Origin of the sequence: Cupriavidus sp. a3 (genome assembly GCF_051015765.1) — a bacterium.
Taxonomy (GTDB): Bacteria; Pseudomonadota; Gammaproteobacteria; order Burkholderiales; family Burkholderiaceae; genus Cupriavidus; species Cupriavidus oxalaticus_A.
In genome coordinates this window covers 1,725,355-1,744,625 of sequence record NZ_CP170644.1, presented here as the reverse complement: position 1 = coordinate 1,744,625, position 19,271 = coordinate 1,725,355, and the positions used below count along the sequence as shown (strand labels likewise).

General features: G+C 66.6%; 15 protein-coding genes. 7 read left to right on the top strand and 8 right to left on the bottom strand.

Translation table 11 applies throughout. The annotated features are described in order from the left end of the window. Positions 1 to 18: 18 nt before the first annotated feature. Positions 19 to 666, bottom strand: a complete 648-nt coding sequence (locus tag ACAD63_RS29765; RefSeq protein WP_434034201.1) for a TetR family transcriptional regulator — start codon at positions 664 to 666, stop codon at positions 19 to 21. A gap of 177 nt (positions 667 to 843) precedes the next feature. On the opposite strand from ACAD63_RS29765, the gene ACAD63_RS29760 reads away from it, so the two are divergent. Next, positions 844 to 4,107, top strand: a complete 3,264-nt coding sequence (locus ACAD63_RS29760) for a bifunctional cytochrome P450/NADPH--P450 reductase (protein WP_434034200.1) — start codon at positions 844 to 846, stop codon at positions 4,105 to 4,107. A gap of 33 nt (positions 4,108 to 4,140) precedes the next feature. Here the strand turns inward: ACAD63_RS29760 and ACAD63_RS29755 are convergent, their stop codons facing one another. Beyond that, positions 4,141 to 4,329, bottom strand: a complete 189-nt coding sequence (locus ACAD63_RS29755) for a hypothetical protein (protein ID WP_133095313.1) — start codon at positions 4,327 to 4,329, stop codon at positions 4,141 to 4,143. A gap of 305 nt (positions 4,330 to 4,634) precedes the next feature. Here ACAD63_RS29755 and ACAD63_RS29750 point away from each other — a divergent pair, with 305 nt between their 5' ends. Continuing rightward, positions 4,635 to 5,015: a VOC family protein gene (locus tag ACAD63_RS29750; protein ID WP_133095312.1), complete on the top strand. Its 381-nt coding sequence runs from the start codon at positions 4,635 to 4,637 to the stop codon at positions 5,013 to 5,015. Between the two features lie 81 nt (positions 5,016 to 5,096). On the opposite strand, the gene ACAD63_RS29745 is transcribed toward ACAD63_RS29750, so the two are convergent. The 5 genes from ACAD63_RS29745 to ACAD63_RS29725 form a co-directional block, all read right to left on the bottom strand. Further along, positions 5,097 to 5,525 carry a hypothetical protein gene (locus ACAD63_RS29745; protein WP_133095311.1) on the bottom strand — a complete coding sequence of 143 codons (429 nt, stop codon included), beginning with the start codon at positions 5,523 to 5,525 and terminating at the stop codon, positions 5,097 to 5,099. A gap of 193 nt (positions 5,526 to 5,718) precedes the next feature. Then, a complete protein-coding gene (locus tag ACAD63_RS29740; RefSeq protein ID WP_434034199.1) occupies positions 5,719 to 7,047 on the bottom strand; it encodes an epoxide hydrolase family protein in 1,329 nt (442 codons plus the stop codon). Positions 7,048 to 7,330: 283 nt separating this feature from the next. Beyond that, a complete protein-coding gene (locus ACAD63_RS29735; RefSeq protein ID WP_195431484.1) occupies positions 7,331 to 8,296 on the bottom strand; it encodes an alpha/beta fold hydrolase in 966 nt (321 codons plus the stop codon). A gap of 30 nt (positions 8,297 to 8,326) precedes the next feature. Then, entirely contained in the window at positions 8,327 to 8,548 is a 222-nt protein-coding gene (locus tag ACAD63_RS29730; RefSeq protein WP_133095308.1) for a DUF2798 domain-containing protein, read from the bottom strand. Between the two features lie 53 nt (positions 8,549 to 8,601). Next, complete coding sequence (locus ACAD63_RS29725) at positions 8,602 to 9,258, bottom strand: TetR/AcrR family transcriptional regulator (RefSeq protein ID WP_434034198.1); 657 nt, start codon at positions 9,256 to 9,258, stop codon at positions 8,602 to 8,604. A 233-nt stretch (positions 9,259 to 9,491) separates the two neighbouring features. Here ACAD63_RS29725 and ACAD63_RS29720 point away from each other — a divergent pair, with 233 nt between their 5' ends. The 4 genes from ACAD63_RS29720 (at position 9,492) to ACAD63_RS29705 (ending at position 15,699) form a co-directional block, all read left to right on the top strand. After that, positions 9,492 to 10,703 carry an NAD(P)/FAD-dependent oxidoreductase gene (locus ACAD63_RS29720; RefSeq protein WP_434034197.1) on the top strand — a complete coding sequence of 404 codons (1,212 nt, stop codon included), beginning with the start codon at positions 9,492 to 9,494 and terminating at the stop codon, positions 10,701 to 10,703. Positions 10,704 to 10,995: 292 nt separating this feature from the next. Beyond that, positions 10,996 to 12,183 carry a monovalent cation:proton antiporter-2 (CPA2) family protein gene (locus tag ACAD63_RS29715; protein ID WP_133095305.1) on the top strand — a complete coding sequence of 396 codons (1,188 nt, stop codon included), beginning with the start codon at positions 10,996 to 10,998 and terminating at the stop codon, positions 12,181 to 12,183. A 57-nt stretch (positions 12,184 to 12,240) separates the two neighbouring features. Beyond that, a complete protein-coding gene (locus ACAD63_RS29710; RefSeq protein ID WP_434034196.1) occupies positions 12,241 to 13,287 on the top strand; it encodes a hypothetical protein in 1,047 nt (348 codons plus the stop codon). A 45-nt stretch (positions 13,288 to 13,332) separates the two neighbouring features. Continuing rightward, the gene (locus ACAD63_RS29705) at positions 13,333 to 15,699 is read left to right on the top strand and encodes a DNA polymerase II (RefSeq protein WP_434034195.1); all 2,367 of its coding nucleotides are present in this window, start codon (positions 13,333 to 13,335) and stop codon (positions 15,697 to 15,699) included. Positions 15,700 to 15,723: 24 nt separating this feature from the next. Here the strand turns inward: ACAD63_RS29705 and ACAD63_RS29700 are convergent, their stop codons facing one another. After that, positions 15,724 to 17,130: a 3-deoxy-D-arabino-heptulosonate 7-phosphate synthase gene (locus tag ACAD63_RS29700; RefSeq protein ID WP_434034194.1), complete on the bottom strand. Its 1,407-nt coding sequence runs from the start codon at positions 17,128 to 17,130 to the stop codon at positions 15,724 to 15,726. Between the two features lie 302 nt (positions 17,131 to 17,432). Between ACAD63_RS29700 and ACAD63_RS29695 the strand changes: the two genes are divergently transcribed. Further along, positions 17,433 to 19,268 carry a putative bifunctional diguanylate cyclase/phosphodiesterase gene (locus ACAD63_RS29695; RefSeq protein ID WP_434034193.1) on the top strand — a complete coding sequence of 612 codons (1,836 nt, stop codon included), beginning with the start codon at positions 17,433 to 17,435 and terminating at the stop codon, positions 19,266 to 19,268. The last annotated feature ends 3 nt before the right edge of the window (positions 19,269 to 19,271 follow it).

The following is a 19,271-nucleotide window of genomic DNA, read 5'->3' as shown; positions in this document are numbered from 1 at the left end:
CGTAGTCCCGCTTGCAAGCTAATGGGCCGCTGCCTTCTGTGCGCGGCCTTGCGTACGCGGCTTCGCCGCGTGGGCTCCCGCTGCCCCGACCAGCAGCCAGCAGCACAGCTGCACCGAACGCTCCATCAGCCGGCGGCGCCCGGCGCTGTCGGCTTCGATGTAGTCGACGCACTGGTGGAACAGGTGGGGCACGACATAGGCGCAGAATTCATCGACGAGCGGTCGCGAGAGCTGCGGACAGAGTTCGAGCCGCTCGATGTCGTCGGCCATCTCGGCGGCGATGTCGTGCAGCACCGCGCGGATTGCCGCACGTAGCGCCGGCTGCGGGCCGGTGATGCCGCAGACGCCAACCACGAACGCATCGGGGTGACGCCGGGCATACAGGAACAGCGCCTCGCACGCGCGGCTGGCCACCTCGTTGGGGTTGTCGCGCGCAGCGGCCCAGCGCACCGAGCGCAGCATCGGGCGCAACTCGGCGCTGGCCTCGGCCACTGCAGTCAGCGCCAGGTCTTCCATGTCGTGGAAATGCCGGTAGAAGGTATTGGGGTTGAGGTCGGCTTCGCGCGCGATTTCGCGCAGCTTCATGGCCGCGAAGCTGCGCTTGGCGGCGGCCAGCTTCAGCGCGGCGTCGATCAGGCGGCGTTTGCCGTCGGCAATGGCTTCCATGCGGATTAGTAGTGATGCTCGGTTTTTGGTCGACACGCTGCGTTGACACGGTGTCTACGCTTGTCTACCCTTCGCCGGGTGTAGACAGTTGTCTACGTTAGACGAAGTGGCGGCAGATGGCAATCGCCCCGCCGGCCCCCGGACCTCACTACAAATAGCGCAGATCGCCCCCGAGTCATGCCGCAGCCTACCGTGTCACCGGGCACCGAAGCCCTTGCCCAGCCAGCGCATCCCGCCGCCCCGACCGCGCCCGAGCCGATCCCGCGCGATCCCGGCTGGCCCCTGGTCGGCAACCTGCTGCAGATCAAGCCGGGCACGGTGGGGCAGCACCTGCTGGCGCGCAGCCGCCACCATGACGGCATCTTCGAACTGGACTTCGCCGGACGGTGCGTGCCGTTCGTGACGTCGGTCGCGCTGGCGGCCGAGGTGTGCGATGCGGCGCGTTTCCGCAAATACATCGGCCCGCCGCTGTCCTACCTGCGCGGCATGGCCGGCGACGGCCTGTTCACCGCGCACACCGACGAGGCCAACTGGGGCAAGGCGCACCGCATCCTGATGCCGGCGTTCAGCCAGCGCGCGATGAAGGGGTATTTCGAGGTGATGCTGCGCGTGGCCAACCGGCTGGTCGACAAATGGGACCGGCAGGGTCCCGACGCTGATATCGCCGTGGCCGACGACATGACGCGGCTGACGCTCGACACCATCGCGCTGTCCGGCTTCGGCTATGACTTCGACTCGTTCGCCAGTGCGCAGCTGCACCCGTTTATCGAGGCCATGGTCGGCGCGCTGGGAGAGGCGATGTCCAGGCTCACGCGCCTTGGCCTGCAGGACCGCTTCATGCACGCGGCGCACCGCAAGTTCGACGAAGACACGCGCTTCATGCGCGAACTGGTCGACGACGTGATCAGGCGCCGCCGCGCCGCCGACGAAGGCGGGCGGCAGGGCACCGCCATGGACCTGCTCGGGCTGATGCTCGAAGCACGCGATCCCGACACCGACCAGCGCCTGGACGACGAGAACATCCGCAACCAGGTCATCACCTTCCTGATCGCCGGCCATGAGACCACCAGCGGGCTGCTGACTTTCGCGCTGTACGAGCTGCTGCGCAATCCCGGCGTGATGGCGCAGGCGTATGCCGAGGTGGATGCGGTATTGCCCGGCGACGCTGCGCCGGTGTATGCCGACCTGGCGCGGTTGCCGGTGCTCGACCGCGTGCTCAAGGAAACGCTGCGCCTGTGGCCCACCGCGCCCGCCTTCGCCGTCGCGCCGTACGCGGACACGCTGCTCGGCGGCCGCTACCTGATCCGCAAGGACCGCCGCGTGTCCGTCGTGCTGACCGCGCTGCACCGCGACCCCAGGGTCTGGGCCGATCCCGAACGCTTCGACATCGACCGCTTCCTGCCCGATAACGAAGCCAGGCTGCCGCGCCACGCCTACATGCCGTTCGGCAATGGCGAGCGCGCCTGCATCGGCCGCCAGTTCGCGCTGACCGAGGCCAAGCTGGCGCTGGCGCTGATGCTGCGCAATTTCCAGTTCACCGATGCGCACGACTACCAGTTCCGCATCAAGGAAACGCTGACGATCAAGCCTGACGGCTTCACCGTGCGCGCGCGACGGCGCCGGCCGCACGAGCGCATCGTCGGGATGCCGGTCGCCGGGGCAGAGCAGGCGCCGCCGGCTGGCGCGGAAGTGCGAGGCGCGGGACGGGCGCTTGCGGTGCTGTGCGGATCCAGCCTGGGCACCGCGCGCGAACTGGCCGAGCAGGTCCACGCCGGCGCGCTTGCAGCGGGCTTCGACGCCACCTTGCGCGACCTCGACGAGATTGCCGATGCGTTGCCGGCCAGCGGCCTGGCCGTCATCGTTGCCGCCACCTACAACGGCCGTGCGCCGGACTCGGCGCGCCGCTTCGAGGACCTGCTCAACAGCGGCGCAGCCAGCGACTACCGCGCACCGGACCTGCGCGTTGCGGTGCTGGGCTGCGGCAATTCGCAATGGCCTACGTACCAGGCCTTCCCGCGCCGGGTATTCGAATTCTTCGCCAGCGCCGGCGCCACGCCACTGCTGCCGCGTGGCGAGGCCGATGGCAACGGCGACTTCGATCAGGCCGCGGAACGCTGGCTGGCGTTGCTGTGGCAGGCGCTGCAGGGCGGCGACGCCGCCAGCGCCTTGCCGCAAGTGCCAGCAGTGCAGGTACAGCTGCGCGGCGTGGCTGAGATCCGCGCGACGACGCTGCCGCCCAATGCGCAGGGCTTCACTGTGCTATCGAACACCGAACTGGTGAACGATCCCGACGGCCTGTGGGACTTCGCGCGCGAGGCGCCGCGGACATCCACGCGCGACATCCGGCTGCGCTTGCCGGAAGGCGTGCGCTACCACACCGGCGACCACCTGGCCGTCTATCCGCAGAACCAGCCTGAAACTGTCACGGCGATTTGCGAGCGGATCGATGTCGACCCGGACGCCATCGTCACCTTGTCCGCCGCGCCAGGGGCGGCGCGCGGGCTGCCGGTTGGCGAGGCGCTCTCCGCGCGGCAGCTGCTGACGCATTTCGTGGAGCTGCAGGACGTGGTGTCGCGCCAGACGCTGCGCAGCCTCGCCCAGGCAACGCCTTGCCCGTTCACGCGGCAGTCGCTGCAGCAGCTTGCCTCGGACGATGAAGCGGCTGGCTATGCCGCACAGGTGGTGCAGCGCAGGCTGGGCCTGGGCGACATCCTCGACCGGTTCCCTGCGATCGGACTGGACTTGGCCGGCCTGCTCGCCTGCACGGTGCCGATGCGGCCACGGTTCTACTCCATCGCGTCGTCGCCGCTGGTCTCGCCGGATGTGGCCACCATCACCGTCGGCACGGTCTGCGCGCCGGCGCTGTCTGGCCGTGGCCTGTTCCGTGGCGTCGCGTCCACCTGGTTGCAGGGCCTGGCGCCGGGCGCGGTGGTAGCGGGCGCGATCCGCACGCCCCATCCGCCGTTCGCACCCGAAGCGCCGGACGTACCGATGATCCTGGTCGGGCCCGGGACGGGCATCGCGCCGTTCCGTGGCTTCCTGGAGGAACGCGCGGCGCAGCAGGCCGCGGGGGAGGCGGTGAGGCCGGTGCAGCTGTACTACGGCTGCCGGCACCCTGCGCACGACTGGCTGTACCGTGACGACGTCGCGCGCTGGCAAGAGCAGGGCGTGGCCGAAGTCCATGCGGCGTATTCGGTCGTCGATGGCGCACCGTGCTTCGTGCAGGATTTGCTCTGGCAGCGGCAGGCGGACGTCTGGGCGCAGCTGAACGCAGGCGCTGTGTTCTATGTTTGCGGCGACGGCCGGCACATGGCGCCGGCGGTCAGGCAAACGCTGATCCGGATCGCCGCGGAGCAGGGCGGGATGACGGAAGCGGCGGCTTCGGACTGGCTCGCGGCGCTGGTTGCGGCGGGGCGTTATCGGCAGGACGTGTTCAACTGACCAGCGTACGTACCCGCCCCCGGGCGAAAGCCGTCAGATCACAGGGACATGCAACTGGCCATCGGTGCCAAGCACACGGCCATCCGGCGTCGCCGGCAGATGGGTGAGCTCGAACGCCAGGATCTGCGGCGGCGTGCGATAGATGCCGCCGTGAATCGAAGACATGGCGCTGGTGTCGAGGGTGCGGTAACCGGCAAGGTCGCGGATGATCAGGGTACTCATGGCAGTTCTCCCAAGGATTGGCGAGCGGGGCGCTCTGACCGGGAATCGCAATCATCGTGCCTGTCGGGGGTTGGCGCAGCTTTCAACATGCCAGCGGCTCGGGGGTGATGCTGACGGCGCGCGCATCCCATGCGGTGTTGGGTGGCGCCGTACACTGGTGCGATCAGGGATGGGCGGAGTACCAACACCGGCGTGTTCGCTCCCCGTCTCCGGCACGGCCAGCAAGCGGGCGCCCTGGCCGGCACTGAGTCCCTGGATGGAAGGGTTAGAATCCTCGCGCAGGCCTACAGACCTCAGGAGAACTCATGTTTGACCACGTCAAGTTCGGCGTCAGCGACTATGCAGCGAGCAAGGCGTTCTTCCTCAAGGCACTAGAACCGCTCGGTGTTGCTGTGGTCTCGGAGGGGGTGCCAACGTATGGTGTCGAGCTTAGCTCGAAGCGCAAGGCCTCATTGTGCCTGTTCCAGACCGAGGAGAAGCCCGCGCATCTTCACCTGGCATTCACGGCCGAGAATCGCCAGCAGGTCGATGCTTTCTATCGCGCGGCGCTGGAGGCGGGCGGCAAGGACAATGGAGCGCCTGGTCTGCGCCCGCACTACCACGCGAACTACTATGCAGCGTTTGTCATTGGCCCGGACGGGCACAACATCGAAGTGGTTTGCCAGGAGCCCGGAGCGCTGACGTAGCTTATCCCGCAGAGCCCGCGGGATGAGCAGGACTGCGATGGGTGAGAAGCCCGCTTCCGCTCTGTCGAAACTTCTGCCCGATCACCCGCGCATCCGCAACAGGTCGCCGTAGGAGACCAGCTTGCGTTTCTCATTGGAAAGCGTCTTTCGCTTGTTCGTCGGGCGGGCTGGCTGGCCGCGCTCGAACTTGGCGGCGGCACGCGCGTCCTCGCGCGCGAACGCCTGCGCGGTCCTGGTTTCCGCCTTCAGGCGTTCGGCTTCCAGCCGCGCGGCTGCGCGCTCTTCGCGGGCAATATCCTGCACGGCCGACATGATTTCGGCTCTCAGCAGTTCGCGCCTCTTCCTTGCGGCGGCGCGGGCAGCCTGCAATTGCTCTTTCCTCTGGCGCAGCCAGTCCCTCCGGTTGACCGGCGCGGGCCTGGCCTCTGGCGGCACGCTCAGGCGCAAGGCCCTGCTGGTTGAAACCTTCTCGGCCAGCGTGCGTTGCGTTTCCCGCTTCGCATCACTCACGCTGCATCACTCTCCCGGCACCAAACAAATGCGCCCCATACATCACCAGTCGAAGTCCGTGAAATCATGCTGCCAACCTTACCATAGGACTCCATCCCGGGCCTGATGGCTGCCAGAAGCCAGTCCGTGCCGGGACAGTCACAGGCTGCATAAATGCAGTACAGGACCAGTTCACGACACGGCCTATCCCGATCTATTGGGCTGTCTGGCGCAACGGCCGGAATGCCGACCTGACCTCCGCACTGAACAACTCCGGCTCTTCCCAGGCCGCAAAGTGACCGCCCCTGGCGACCTGGTTGTAATAGACCAGGTTGGGATACGCCCGCGCCAGCCAGGCCTTCGGTGGCCGGTAGACCTCGCCGGGAAAGACTGTCACTGCCGCCGGAACGGTAACGGGGCCGGTCCTTGCCGGTGTGTTGCTCGTTTCCCAGTAGATCCGTGCGCTGGATTCGCCGGTGTTCGTCAGCCAGTAGAGCGAGATATTGTCGAGGATCGCGTCACGGCCCAGCGCCCGTTCGGGATCGCCGCGCGTGTAGACCCAGTCGGCCAGCTTGTCATAGATCCAGGCCGCCAGCCCCACCGGCGAATCGGCCAGGCCAATGCCGATGGTCTGCGGACGCGTCTGCATCAGGGCGGCGTAGCCGAATCCCTTGTTCAGGAAATCCCTGGCCTCGTCGAACACCTGCTTTTCCCCGGCGCTCAGGTTAGAGGGTGCGGGCTCGCCGGTCTTCAGCGCCATGGCGAGCGCGGGCGGCAGCGTCGTGCCGCGTTCGATTCGGTTGACGTGGATGCCGAGCAGCCCTTCGGGCGCGGCGCGGCCAAGTGCGTCGGAGATGATCGCGCCCCAGTCGCCGCCTTGCGACAAGTAACGCGCATAGCCAAGCCGCTTCATCAGCACGTCCCACGCGCGGGCGATGCGGTCCGCATTCCAGCCGGTGTCCTTGGGCTTCTGTGAAAAGCCGAAGCCCGGCAGCGATGGGATCACGAGATGGAACGCATCGGCCGCGCTGCCGCCGTAAGCGGTCGGATCCGTCAACGGGCGGATGCTGTCGAGCAGTTCGAACACGGAGCCGGGCCAGCCGTGCGTCATGACCAGAGGCAGCGCGTTCTCATGGCGCGAGCGAACATGGATGAAGTGGATGTCCACACCGTCTATGTTCGTCACGAACTGGGGCCAGGCATTCAGCCTTGCCTCGGCCTTGCGCCAGTCATGCCCCGTGGCCCAGTAGCGCACGAGCGGCCGCAGCTTGTCGACTTGCACGCCCTGGGACCGGTCCGCGACGGTTTCCGGATCGGACCACCGCGTCGCCATCAGGCGGCGGCGCAGATCGTCCAGCGCCGGCTGCGGAATGCGTGCGCGGAACGGGCGGATCGCATCCGACGCCACGGCGCGCGCTGGCGCGGGCTGCGCGGCGAAAGCCAGGCGTGACGAAAACAGCGAGAGCGCCGCACTTGCCACGCCGCCCAGCAATAGGGACCGGCGCGACAGGTCGGTGGCGTTATTCGACGATTTGGCGTTCATGGAATGCTCTTTCATTGCGCGTTCGTCGGGCGGGACGGCTTGGCGGGTACCAGCAGCGCTCGATATCGGTATGGGGCTGCGTGTTCAGCATGGGCAGGCTGCCGCCGGCAATTGGCAGGGCGGAAAAGTCGGGACATGTTCATGAGGCAGGTTTGGAACAGGATGGTCCAGAGTGAGAGTTGGTTTGCCACGCGGAGTCGAGCGTCGCCGGGGTGGCCGTACCGGCGGCGCGATGCAGGCGGACTGGATCGGACTGCTGACGTGTGCCGCCTGCTGATGCGATTCAACGAAATGCGGCGCGAACGTCTGCCTCGGTTCGACGGGGATCCTGCAGATGCGGGTAGTGCCCGATGCCTGGCAGAACGGTGAATTCCGCATGCGCCTTCTGCGCGAATTCGATGCCCATTTCTTTCCGGATATAGAGGTCCTTCTCGCCCCAGACCACCTTGACCGGTGTCTTGAGCCGGTGCAGGTTCGCCTCCAGGTACGCCTGGTCCCGCGTGAAGTGCGAGTAGTAGTAATAGAAGGCGTCGGCAGACGTCATCGCGCCGTGGCTCCATCCGCGCGCCATGTCGTCCTGGAGCTCTGGCGGGATGTCGAACTGCTCGTGTGCCGGCAGGCCGCGCCGGTAGGCGTTCCTGAGGACATCGTCGCGGTTCTTGTTCAGCTGGACGCGAGCCAGTTCGGCCGACGGCTGCGATTTCAGGCTTTGCAGGCTTTCGTACATGTACTGCGGCCTGTCGAACGGGGCGAAGTCGCCGACGATGATCGCTCTTGCAATGTCCGGCGCCTCGAGCGCGAGCAGCAATGCCGGCAGCGCGCCGATATCGGTGGCGTAGATGACCAGCTGCGACGTGTCGATGCCAGCCTTGCGGATGTATGCCTGCAGGACACGGGCATAGTCCCGGGGCGCATAGGAGAACCTGTCGGCAGTTGGACGCGATGAGAGCCCGTAGCCAGGCCAGTCGATGGCATGCACTTCGAATTCGTCGCCCAGCGACTGGGCGATGTCCTTCCATGCGTACAGCGTTTCCGGGAATCCATGCAGGAACAGGACGGTTCCCTTGGCGCCGGGCTGGTGCACGACCATCCGTCTCAGCGAAATGTCCGCGTCAATTTCGATCCATCCGATTTCGGGCTGTGGTGCAGGCATCCTGGCACCGGGGGCGGCATGGGCGATGGCCGACGCCATGGCAGCGCCAAGGATGAACACGAAGGCAAGCAGCCGCTGCAGCAGGGGTCTGGGCATGTCAGTAGTTCGTGGAAACGGCATGCGGCATCAATGGACCCAGCGCTCGACCTGCGCTTGCAGGCGCGGCCCGACCAGCAGGATCGCGGGGATCACGATCACATAGCCGATGCCCCACGAGCGCAGCCAGGTCAGCGCAAAGCCTTCCGAGAATCCCATGTTGAGGGCAAGCAGGGCGAACGAGATGATCCCCGTCGTCACGACACCCATCGACAGCGCGAAGGCGACTTTCCGTTTCAGTTGCACGTTCATGGCTACTTCCTTTCCGTAAAAAATACCGATTGGTATATTTTTGCTCAAAAAAATCAGGTGAGATCGATGACGGTCTTCTTCACCGCCGACATGACGGCCAGGTTGTAGGCCGGGTTGTCGGTGAGCCGGGAGATCATGATCGCGCCTTCGATCAATGCGATCAGCGTGATGGCAGTCTCCTCGGGGTTGACGTCCTTCCGGAACTCGCTGGAGGCAATGCCCGCCTTGATGACCGAGACGAGATTCGCCTTCCAGCCCCGGAACGCTTCCATGGCTTTGTCGCGCAGGGCAGGGTGGGTGTCGTCGGCTTCAATCGCAGTGTTGAGCAGCGGGCATCCTCCCTTCGGGAAGCACGCAGGAAGATTCCCCAACACGCCAGTCAGGGCAAGCAGCTTTTCCTTGCTGGTGCTTTTGGTGGCCATCTGGTCCCGAACCGCGGCTTGCGCCTGCTTCCAATTGTGGTCGAATGCCGCCAGCGCTACCTCTTCCTTGTTGGCAAAGTTGCCATAGACACTGCCCTTGGTCAGGCCGGTGGCCGCGGTCATGTCTGCCAGCGATGTTCCGGCATAGCCCTTCGTGTTGAAAATGGGCGCTGTCTTCTCGACGATCAGCTGGCGGGTGCGTTCGGCTTTGTTCATGCAGGCCAGAATATACCAATCGGTATTTTTGTCAAGGACAGGCGCCAATGTGAAGGCGGGTACATGCCGCATGAGGCTTTTCCGACACACGCGCAGTCCAGTCTCATTTCCCGCTCCCTTCCTCCTTCGCCGTTTCAGTGGATCGTTCGCAAAAGCGCAAGCCCGGCGCGCGGGTTCGCTTTGCGTCACCGGCGAAAAAAGATCTTGCGCATTTAAACTACGACTCATATGATCGTAGTTAAGGGTCGTCGCTTCTCGCACCGGCCCTGTTACATGAAACCGAGGTTTGATTCAGGAGCTTGAGGATGTCGAAACGTATTCTTGTCATTGGCGCCGGCTTTGCCGGCATGTGGAGCGCACTGGCTTCGGCCCGTCTGCTTGACCAGGTCGGGCGCACCGACGTGGAAATCGCGCTGGTCGCACCGGAACCCGAACTGCACGTCCGCCCGCGTCTCTATGAGCAGAACCCGAACGGGATGAAGGCGCCGCTGCAGGAGATCTTCAAGGCCGTGGGCGTGCGGTTTATCCGGGGCAAGGTGGAACACATCGACGTCGCGAGCCGCGAAGTGAGCATTGCGGCCGCCGGTGGGGATGGCTCGTGCCAGCGCGTCGGCTATGACCGCCTGGTGCTCGCTGCGGGAAGCCGGTTGTTCCGTCCGCAGATTCCCGGCCTGGACCAGCATGCGTTCAATGTCGACCAGATCGCCGACGCCGCGGAGCTCGAATCGCATCTGCATGGGCTGGCCAGCCGCCCGGAGCGCGCCGGTCGCAATACCGTGGTGATCGCGGGTGCCGGCTTCACCGGCATCGAGACTGCCGCGGAAATGCCGGCCCGCCTGCGTGAAGTCCTGGGCAAGGACGCTGCCGTGAACGTGATCATGGTGGAGCGCAATGCCGAGGTCGGACCTGACCTGGGCGCGGGGCCGCGGCCGGTGATCACGCAGGCGCTGACCGAACTGGGCGTGACCTGGAAGCTCGGCTCCGGCGTCGCGGCCGTCGATGCGACCGGCGTCACCCTCGAGAACGGCGAGCGCATCGAGGCGGATACGGTGATCTGGACCGCCGGCGCCCGCGCCAGCGAGCTCACCGCGCAGATTCCGGCCGAGCGCGATGGCCTTGGCCGGCTGCACGTCGACCGCGATCTCAGGGTAAAGGGTGTCGAGTCGGTGTTCGCCACCGGCGATTGCGCCTACGCCGCGACCGATGACGAAGGCAACTTTGCAGCAATGTCCTGCCAGCATGCGATGAACCTCGGCCGTTCGGCAGGGCATAACGTGGCGGCGGACCTCGTGGGTGAGACGCTGATCCCGTATAGCCAGCCGAAGTATGTGACCTGCCTGGACCTGGGGCCGTGGGGTGCTGTCTACACGGAAGGCTGGAACCGGCAAGTCAAGCTGACCGGAGGCGTCGCCAAGGCGCTGAAGACGCGGATCAATTCCGAGTGGATCTACCCGCCGAGCGCGGACCGCGCCGAAGCGCTGGCGCTGGCTGACCCGCGCCGGATCGTTGTCGCCTGACGGGGCGCAGGAAGAGAAGAGGGCGATCCGGTGGGTCGCCCTCTTTGCATTGGTTCAGCCCTTGTTCGACCGGCTGGACTGAGCGGTGACACCGGCCAGGACAGCCGCGTGTGCCGCCGGGCGCATAGCGGAACGCGATCCGGCGAGCGCCGTCCGGCCTATACTTCGCCGTGGATGATGTAATACGTATCCAAGCCGTTACCTCGCGCAAAGGTCGGCCTGTGCCCGACTTGCAGCGGGGAACCACGACACGACGCGGGCTATCGCCCCGTCATCTCCTCGGGAGGGGAATGTGGAACAACTGCTGGTTGACGCGGTAATCTTCCTCGCCGCGGCGCTGATCGCCGTGCCGCTGTCGGTGCGCTTCGGCTTTGGCTCCGTGCTGGGCTACCTGGTTGCGGGCGCGGTGATCGGCCCCTGGGGGCTGAGGCTGGTCACGGACGTCAACTCGATCCTGGACGTGTCCGAGCTGGGCATCGTGCTGATGATGTTCATCATCGGCATTGAAATGGACTTCGAGAAGCTGTGGGCAATGCGCCGCTCCATCTTCGGCTACGGCGGGATCCAGGTTGCGCTGTGCGCGGCGCTGCTGGCGGTAATCTTCATTGTCTTCGGCGTGCAGTGGCGCGTGGGCGTGGCGGCCGGCTTCGCGCTGTCGCTGTCTTCCACGGCGATGGTGATCGCGATCCTGGAGCAGAACCGGCTGATGGAGGCGCCGGTCGGGCAATCCAGCTTCGGCATCCTGCTGTTCCAGGACATCGCCGCGATCCCGATGATCGCGCTGTTGCCACTGCTTGCGCCGGTTGCGGCGGGCGACGGCATGTCGGGCGGGTGGGTTTCGGCGGCAAAGGCGCTGGCCATGATCGCGGCGGTCGTCCTCGTTGGGCGCTTCGTGCTCAAGTACGTGTTGCGCATGATCCAGCGCAGCGGCACCCGCGAGATCTTTACCATCTTTGCGTTGGCGTGGGTCATCGGCATCGCGCTGCTGATGCATGTGGTCCACCTGTCGATGTCGCTTGGCGCCTTCCTGGCCGGCCTGTTGCTGGCCGGGTCCGAATGCCGCCACGAGATCGAATCAGACATGGCCCCGTTCAAGGGCATCCTGCTCGGCCTGTTCTTTATCGCAGTCGGCATGTCGATCGATTTCTCGGTGCTGGCCAACAGGCCCCTCCTGGTGGCGGTGCTGGTAGTCGCGCTGGTAGTGGGCAAGTTCCTCGCGCTGATGTACCTGGCGAACCAGATCGGCATGCCGCGCCAGCATCGCGTCTACTTCGCCATCCTGCTGTCGCAGGGCGGTGAGTTCGCCTTTGTCGTGATGGGCGCCGCGCAGGCGGCGAACCTGATCGATGCCGAGCAGCTCTCCGTCGTCACGGTCGTCGTGGCGCTGTCGATGGCGACGACACCGCTGCTGTTGCTCGCCCACCGCAAGCTGCCGCGCACTCGCGCGGCACCGCGGCAGGCCGAAGCGGATGGCCAGTAGCCTGCCGGGCTTGCCTGCGCCGCAAGCCAACCGATCGCGCCATGGAGGTGCCATGCGATGACTGTCCTCAACTGGCTGCGCCGTCGCGGCAAGCATTCTGACGGAGCGCGCGATGCGGAGCGCGCCGCGCTGGCGGAGCGCGTGACCCGGCTCTGTCCTTACGTGCGGCTGGTCGGCGGCTATCGCAAGCGGCTTGCCCCGGCGCTGGCCATCGCAGACCGGTACGTGCGCGATGTCGTGGCGGGTTTGCCGCCGGCTTCGCCAGCAAGCGAAGCCACCTGGAACAGCGATCCGTACATTCATGCCTTCTTTGCCACGGCCCAGGAGGTCATGCCGGTATTCAGCCGGTCATCGGACCTGCGCGACTATTTCAGCGGCTCGGCGTCCGCCACCGAGGCCTATTGCGTGCTCGGGATGGAAAAGCAGGAACGCCGCACGCTGGGCGTGGCGCTGGAAGGCGATGTGATGCGCACGGAGGTGCCCCAGACCACGGTCAGCTTCGTCGATCACCGGGTCAGGATCTGCGCAGCGACCGAAGCGGCGCTGCGCGAGGAAATCGCCTGCCGCATGCTGGACCAGTTCGCGCTGCAGGCACTGGCCGAGGTCGCCGGCGGCACGACCCGCCGCGACCGCATCGAGCGCGAACAGGCGTTGCTGACCACGCGGCTGCACCTGCTGGAGAAGCAGGGCGTCGGCATGCGCAGCGTGCTTGGCGAAAGCGCCGACACGCAAGCCGACGAGTCGGAGCGGCTGCGCGAGCAGGTGGCACAGAACGAGGCCGCGCTCGCCGCCCTTAGTGAAACTGAAGCGCCTGACGCACCGGGCGGCCGGGCCGGCATGCCGGACAGGCAGCTGCAGGCGCTGGTCGACGTGCTGACGCATGCCGAAGCCAGCTTCGTGGTGGAGCGGGAGGCGGTGCGGCTGAGCCCCATGAACATCGTCGTGCCGCCGGGCAGTGCCGGGCCCGGCGCGGACCTCCAGTTGATGACCGCGCGGGTTCCGGGGAATCCGCCGCTGGTTCGCACTTTCTCGCTGGTGTGCGTGGCCCGCGCCGGGATGCTGTCGCCGATGCAGCTGCTCGATGAGGCTGCGCGCATGCTGTGACGCTAAAATCGCCTCGATCATGGTTTCATCACAGAAGGCCTAAGCGTGGCACTCCAGCAGGGTTTCATCCTTACCCGGCATTGGCGCGATACCCCGGCCGGCACCGAGGTCGAGGTCTGGCTGGCCACCGACGAGGGGCCGCGCCGGCTGCGCCTGCCGTATCAGCCGTCGATCGCATTCATCCCCGAGGCACAGCGCGAACGTGCCGAGGCGCTGCTACGCCGCGAGCGCGAGGTCGAGTTGCGCCCGCTGAAGCTGCAGGACTTTCGGGGCAGGACGGTCATGGGCCTGTATTGCCAGCAGCACCGGCAACTGATCCAGCTCGGCCGTTCGCTGCGCGACGCCGGCATCGACGTTTATGAAGCCGATATCCGCCCGCCCGAGCGCTACCTGATGGAGCGCTTCATCACGGCGCCGGTTTGGTTCGAGGGCGAACCGGACAGCGACGGCGTGCTGTGCAGCGCCCAGCTGAAACCCGCGGCGGACTACCGGCCCACGCTGCGGCTGGTGTCGCTCGATATCGAAACCAATGCATTTGGCGAGCTTTATTCGATTGCGCTCGAAGGCTGCGGCCAGCGCGAGGTCTACATGCTGGGCGCTGCGCCGCAGGAGCCGGCCGCTGCCGGTTTCTCCCTTGAATACTGCGCGACACGGCCAGAGTTGCTGGAGAAGCTAAACCAGTGGCTGGCCCGGCACGACCCCGACGCGATCATCGGCTGGAACCTGGTCCAGTTCGACCTGCGCGTGCTGGTCGAGCATGCGCGGCGGTTCCAGCTACCGCTGCGCCTCGGCCGCGGCGGCGCGGAGATGGAATGGCGCGAGCACAACGCGCAGCAGCACTATTTCGCCAGCGCGCCGGGCCGGCTGATCATCGATGGCATCGAGGCGCTGCGGTCGGCCACGTGGAGCTTCCCGTCGTTCAGCCTGGAATCGGTGGCGCAGGCCCTGCTCGGCGAGGGTAAGGCGATCGACAATCCGTACGACCGCATGGATGCCATCGACCGCATGTTCGAGCAGGACAAGCCGGCGCTGGCGCGCTATAACCTGCGCGATTGCGAGCTGGTGACGCGCATCTTCGAGAAGACGGAGCTGTTGTCGTTCCTGCTGGAGCGCGCCACGGTCACGGGGCTGGCGGCGGACCGCAGTGGCGGTTCGGTGGCGGCCTTCACGCATCTCTACATGCCGCTGATGCACCGCCAGGGCTATGTCGCGCCCAACCTCGGCGAGCTGGCGCCGGAGGCAAGCCCCGGCGGCTTCGTCATGGATTCGCGCCCCGGACTCTATGAATCGGTGCTGGTGCTGGACTACAAGAGCCTCTATCCGTCGATCATCCGCACCTTTCTGATCGATCCCATCGGCCTGGTCGAGGGACTGGCGCATCCGGACGATGCCGACTCGGTGCCCGGCTTTCGCGGCGCCCGCTTCTCGCGCACGAAGCACTGCCTGCCGGCGATCGTCGCGCGGGTCTGGCAGGGACGCGAGGCGGCCAAGCGCGACCGCAACAAGCCGCTGGCGCAGGCGCTCAAGATCATCATGAATGCGTTCTACGGCGTGCTGGGGTCAAGCGGGTGCCGTTTCTTCGATCCGCGACTGGCCTCGTCGATCACCATGCGCGGGCACGAGATCATGCGGCAGACGCGCGCGCTGGTCGAGGCACGCGGCTACGAGGTGATCTATGGCGACACCGATTCCACGTTCGTGTGGCTGCGCCGCGCGCGCACCGAAGCCGATGCGCAGCAGATCGGCCGCAGCCTGGTGGCCTACGTCAACGACTGGTGGCGCGACCACCTGTGGCAGACCTATGGCCTGGAAAGCGCGCTTGAACTGCAGTTCGAGACCCACTTCCGCCGCTTCCTGATGCCGACCATCCGCGGCACCGACCTTGGCAGCAAGAAGCGCTACGCCGGCCAGGTGGAGCGGCCAGACGGCACGGTCGAGATGGTGTTCAAGGGGCTCGAGACGGTGCGCACCGACTGGTCGCCGCTCGCGCAGCAGTTCCAGCAGACGCTTTATGAAAAGGTCTTCAACCGCGAGCCGTACCAGGACTATGTGCGCGACATCGTGCGCCGCACGCTGGCGGGGGAGCTCGACGCGCAGCTGGTCTATCGCAAGCGGCTGCGGCGCAAGCTGGAGGAGTACCAGCGCAACGTGCCGCCGCACGTGCGGGCCGCCCGCATCGCCGATGATTACAACCAGCGCCACGGGCGCCCGCGCCAGTACCAGCAGGGCGGCTGGATCAGCTATGTGATGACCATGGCAGGGCCGGAGCCGCTCGAGTGCCGTTCGGCCCCGATTGACTACGACCACTACGTCGGCAAGCAGCTGCAGCCGATTGCCGACGCGATCCTGCCGTTCCTGGACGATGATTTCGAGCGGCTGCTGACGGGGCAGATGACGTTGTTTGCGCAGTAGGGCAGCGTTGCCGCCCCGGGCACGTCAGTCGCGGATACTGTTTATCGCGGCCATCAGGTCATCAGGATGGACCATCAGTTCGCGCACTTGCCACAGCGTGGGATACTGGTTGAGCACGCTGTGCCAGCGGGGCGATTCCAATAGCTGGTGCCAGACCGGCTCAAGTACGGCCATATCCGCGGTATCCGCGGTATCCGAGGTTTGCGCCGTTTGCGCGAGCGCCAGCGCGCTGGCGAATTCAAGGCTGGCGTGCGCCGACAGCAGCTGCATCCGGCTGGCGGCGCCGAGCAGGCGCGGTCCGGCTTCGGCTGGCGCATCGCAGCAATACAGCACCGTGCCGGCAACGCCGGCCGCGTCGGCGCGCAGCGCGCTCAGCGAGGCACCATGGAGGCGTACCGTTCCTTGCCGCGTCTCGAACGCATAGACCGCGTCCTTGTCGGCATGCGCCAGCAAGCGCAAGCCGCGCAGCAGCTTGGGCAGGTCGGTAGTGGCGGCATCGACGGAGGCCTTGGCCTCCGCGAGCAGGCAGATCTCCCAAACCGGTATTTCCTCGATCGGCGGCAGCTGCCTGAGCAGGACCGCATCCCATTCGGTCTTGGCGCGTTCATGCTCGGCGGGGATCGAAGCCGGTACGCGCATCGAGGTCACGACGCGGTATGACGCGCTCGCTCGCTCGGCCTCATTGAGTCGCTGCGCCAGTGCCTCCAGTGCCTGTGCGGTCTGTGCTTCGGTGGCAGCGCCCCGCTGGCGGGCGGCGACGCCTTGCGCACTGGCGCCGGCGCTGCCGGAGCGGGGGCCATGCCGTTCCCACAGCAGCTGGTACTGGCGCACCTGGTCATCGGACGCCAGCGCATCAAGACGCTGCAAGCGCTTCAGCGCGGGACTGTCGAGCAGCCTGGCGAGGCCCGGGGCCCCGTTCGCGATCTCCGGCAGATCGGCCAGGCTGCGCACGGCATCGTGCAGCGCGGACCACGATGACGCGGCGGCGCAGGCGTGGAGCCGGGCCAATGCCTCGCGCCACGGACCTGGCACGAGGCGTTGCTGCCGGCCCGGATGGGCGATCGCATTGACGGCGGCCCGGATTTCGCGGCGGTCCTGGTCGGCGCCCGCGGACAGCGAGGCGTACTCGCGCACGTGCGGCGCCCGGTGCCGCATGACCATGGCCAGGAACACCGGGTCGCCCGCATCCGCGCGCAGCGCTTCGCGGATCAGTTGCGCGAGCGCGTCGATGAAGCGTTCCTTCAGTGCCGCAGCGGGTGCTTCGCCTCGTGCCACGGTGGCGCGCGCCTGTTCGATCGCGAGCGCGAGCGTGGTGGCCGGGCTGGGTGACTGCAGTCCGGAAATTGCAGCGGCACTGGCCGGCAGGCGGTAGCGGCGCGCGACGGTGCGAAGCGTTGCATCGAGTAGGGAAGGTGCGGGCAACGGTGGCATGGCAGAGGACGGCACAGGGGTAATCAAGGGCGACGCACGCGGACCTGGTCAAGTCTCGGCAATCCACAACGGTTTGTCCATCGCCGGGACGGCTCACTGTACGTTAGATCCGGTTTTTCGGCATACGGCGCGTTGCCGGCAATCCGGCCGCGAGCGCCGCTGGCCGCATGGGCGTCGCGGCGTTTCCACAGCCCGGCTCGTGTGCTTCCTTATTCGCCTTGCGCCGTAATAGAATCGGGCCTTCACAAAATACCGTGCGGGGTACCGACAGGCTTGACGCGCCCTGTCGTCAAGGTCCCGGCATGACAACGATTCCCGGCGACAGCGTGGCCGGGCAGGGCGGGTCGATTCACCGTATGCACGCATTCACGTATGACGCCGTCCTGGCGAATGACGAAGCGGAATGGGCCCGCGACGACGAGGCGGATCGCGCGCCGCCATCCCCCGCCGGGCGGCACGGTTGGGCCTTGCTGGAAGCGTCGGAAGGACTGGCCCTGCATGTCAGCGCGACCGGCCAGATCCTGCACGCCACGCGTGCGTCGGGGGCGCTGCTGGGCCTTCCGTACGAGTACCTGGCCCGTGCGGCCATGCGCGACATTCTTCCCCTGGGCGAATACGAACGCACCGCCGCGCTGTGGCAGGCCTGCCTGCTGGATGGCCAGGCCCGCCGGACCACCGTCCGGTTCACGGATGCCTCGGCGGGAAGCCGCTATTTCGATATGCGGATCCGCCGCGACACCGACGAGGCGGGGCAGGCGTCGCTGCTGCTGTTCGGGACCGATGTCACGGCGTGGACGCAGAAGCTGCAGCAGCTGACGGAACAGTCGCAGAACGATCCGTTGACCGGGATCGGCAACCGCGACCTCATTCGCGGCCGGATTGAACAGTACCTGGACGGGCAGCATCCGGCGGGACACCGGCTCGCTGTCGCGCTGATGGACCTGGACGGGTTCAAGAAGATCAACGATTCCCTCGGGCATGGCGCCGGCGATGCCTTGCTGAAGGAAATGGCGGCCCGTTTGCGCGGCGTGCTGCGCGGGACGGACACCGTGGCGCGGCTGGGCGGCGATGAATTCGTCCTGCTGCTGGAAGACATCGCAACCGACGAGGCCGCCGCAGACATCCTGGACCAGGTCATGCGGATTTGCCGGCAGCCCTTCCAGCTATCGGCGCGCCAGATCCGCGTCACCACCAGCATCGGGCTGGCCTTCGCCACCGGCGGCGAGGATTCCGACGCCGAGTTGCTGCGACGCGCCGACCGGGCCATGTACGAGGCGAAGGCGCTGGGCGGCAATCGCTGTTTCCGCTATTCGCCGGAGTTCGACGAGAAGCTGAACGAGCAGTTCCGCATCGAGCAAGACCTGTTCGAGGCCGTGCATCACGGCGAATTGTCGCTGCAGTACCAGCCCATCGTCAGCCTCGACGGCAGCAACCTGTGCGCGGTCGAGGCGCTGATGCGATGGGAGCGGGCCGGCCGCGCCGTGTCTCCCGAGGTTTTCGTGCCGGTCGCGGAAAACAACGGCCTGATCCATCATCTCGGCGCCTGGGTGCTGCGTTGCGCCTGCGCCCAGCTTGCCATGTGGGATGCGAAGGGTGCGCAGGTCGGCTACGTGTCGGTCAACGTGTCGCCGGTACAGTTCAGCCATCCCGGCTTCGCCGACCAGGTGCGCAGCGCGATCCGCGATACCGGTGTCAGCGCCGGCCGGCTGGTGCTGGAAATTACCGAAGGCGCGCTGATGATCGATCCCGAAGCGGCGGGCAGCGTGCTGACCGAATTGCGGGCGCTGGGCATCCGCTTTGCCGTGGACGATTTCGGCACCGGCTACTCCAGCCTGTCGTATCTGCGCCGGTTTCCGTTGTCGGCACTGAAGATCGACCGCAGCTTCGTCGCCGACATGGCCGACTCGCCGCACGCGCAGACCATCGTCTATGCGGTGCTCTCGCTGGCGCGCGAGCTTGGGCTGGCGGCAATCGCCGAAGGCGTCGAGACGGCATGCCAGCGCGAGTTGCTGGCCGCGCAGGGCTGCGAGATGGCGCAAGGCTGGCACTATGGGCGCGCGATGAGTCCCGCCGACCTCGAGGCGGCTTTCGCCGCGGGCAGGTGGCGCCTGGACGCCCCGACCTTGCTGCCGCGGTGAGGC

Bases quoted from the DNA above. Each gene is read 5' to 3' on its own strand.
- ACAD63_RS29765 (WP_434034201.1), bottom strand. From the start codon at position 666: ATGGAAGCCATTGCCGACGGCAAACGCCGCCTGATCGACGCCGCGCTG.
- ACAD63_RS29760 (WP_434034200.1), top strand. From the start codon at position 844: ATGCCGCAGCCTACCGTGTCACCGGGCACCGAAGCCCTTGCCCAGCCA.
- ACAD63_RS29755 (WP_133095313.1), bottom strand. From the start codon at position 4,329: ATGAGTACCCTGATCATCCGCGACCTTGCCGGTTACCGCACCCTCGAC.
- ACAD63_RS29750 (WP_133095312.1), top strand. From the start codon at position 4,635: ATGTTTGACCACGTCAAGTTCGGCGTCAGCGACTATGCAGCGAGCAAG.
- ACAD63_RS29740 (WP_434034199.1), bottom strand. From the start codon at position 7,047: ATGAACGCCAAATCGTCGAATAACGCCACCGACCTGTCGCGCCGGTCC.
- ACAD63_RS29735 (WP_195431484.1), bottom strand. From the start codon at position 8,296: ATGCCCAGACCCCTGCTGCAGCGGCTGCTTGCCTTCGTGTTCATCCTT.
- ACAD63_RS29730 (WP_133095308.1), bottom strand. From the start codon at position 8,548: ATGAACGTGCAACTGAAACGGAAAGTCGCCTTCGCGCTGTCGATGGGT.
- ACAD63_RS29725 (WP_434034198.1), bottom strand. From the start codon at position 9,258: ATGCGGCATGTACCCGCCTTCACATTGGCGCCTGTCCTTGACAAAAAT.
- ACAD63_RS29720 (WP_434034197.1), top strand. From the start codon at position 9,492: ATGTCGAAACGTATTCTTGTCATTGGCGCCGGCTTTGCCGGCATGTGG.
- ACAD63_RS29710 (WP_434034196.1), top strand. From the start codon at position 12,241: ATGACTGTCCTCAACTGGCTGCGCCGTCGCGGCAAGCATTCTGACGGA.
- ACAD63_RS29700 (WP_434034194.1), bottom strand. From the start codon at position 17,130: ATGCCACCGTTGCCCGCACCTTCCCTACTCGATGCAACGCTTCGCACC.
- ACAD63_RS29695 (WP_434034193.1), top strand. From the start codon at position 17,433: ATGACAACGATTCCCGGCGACAGCGTGGCCGGGCAGGGCGGGTCGATT.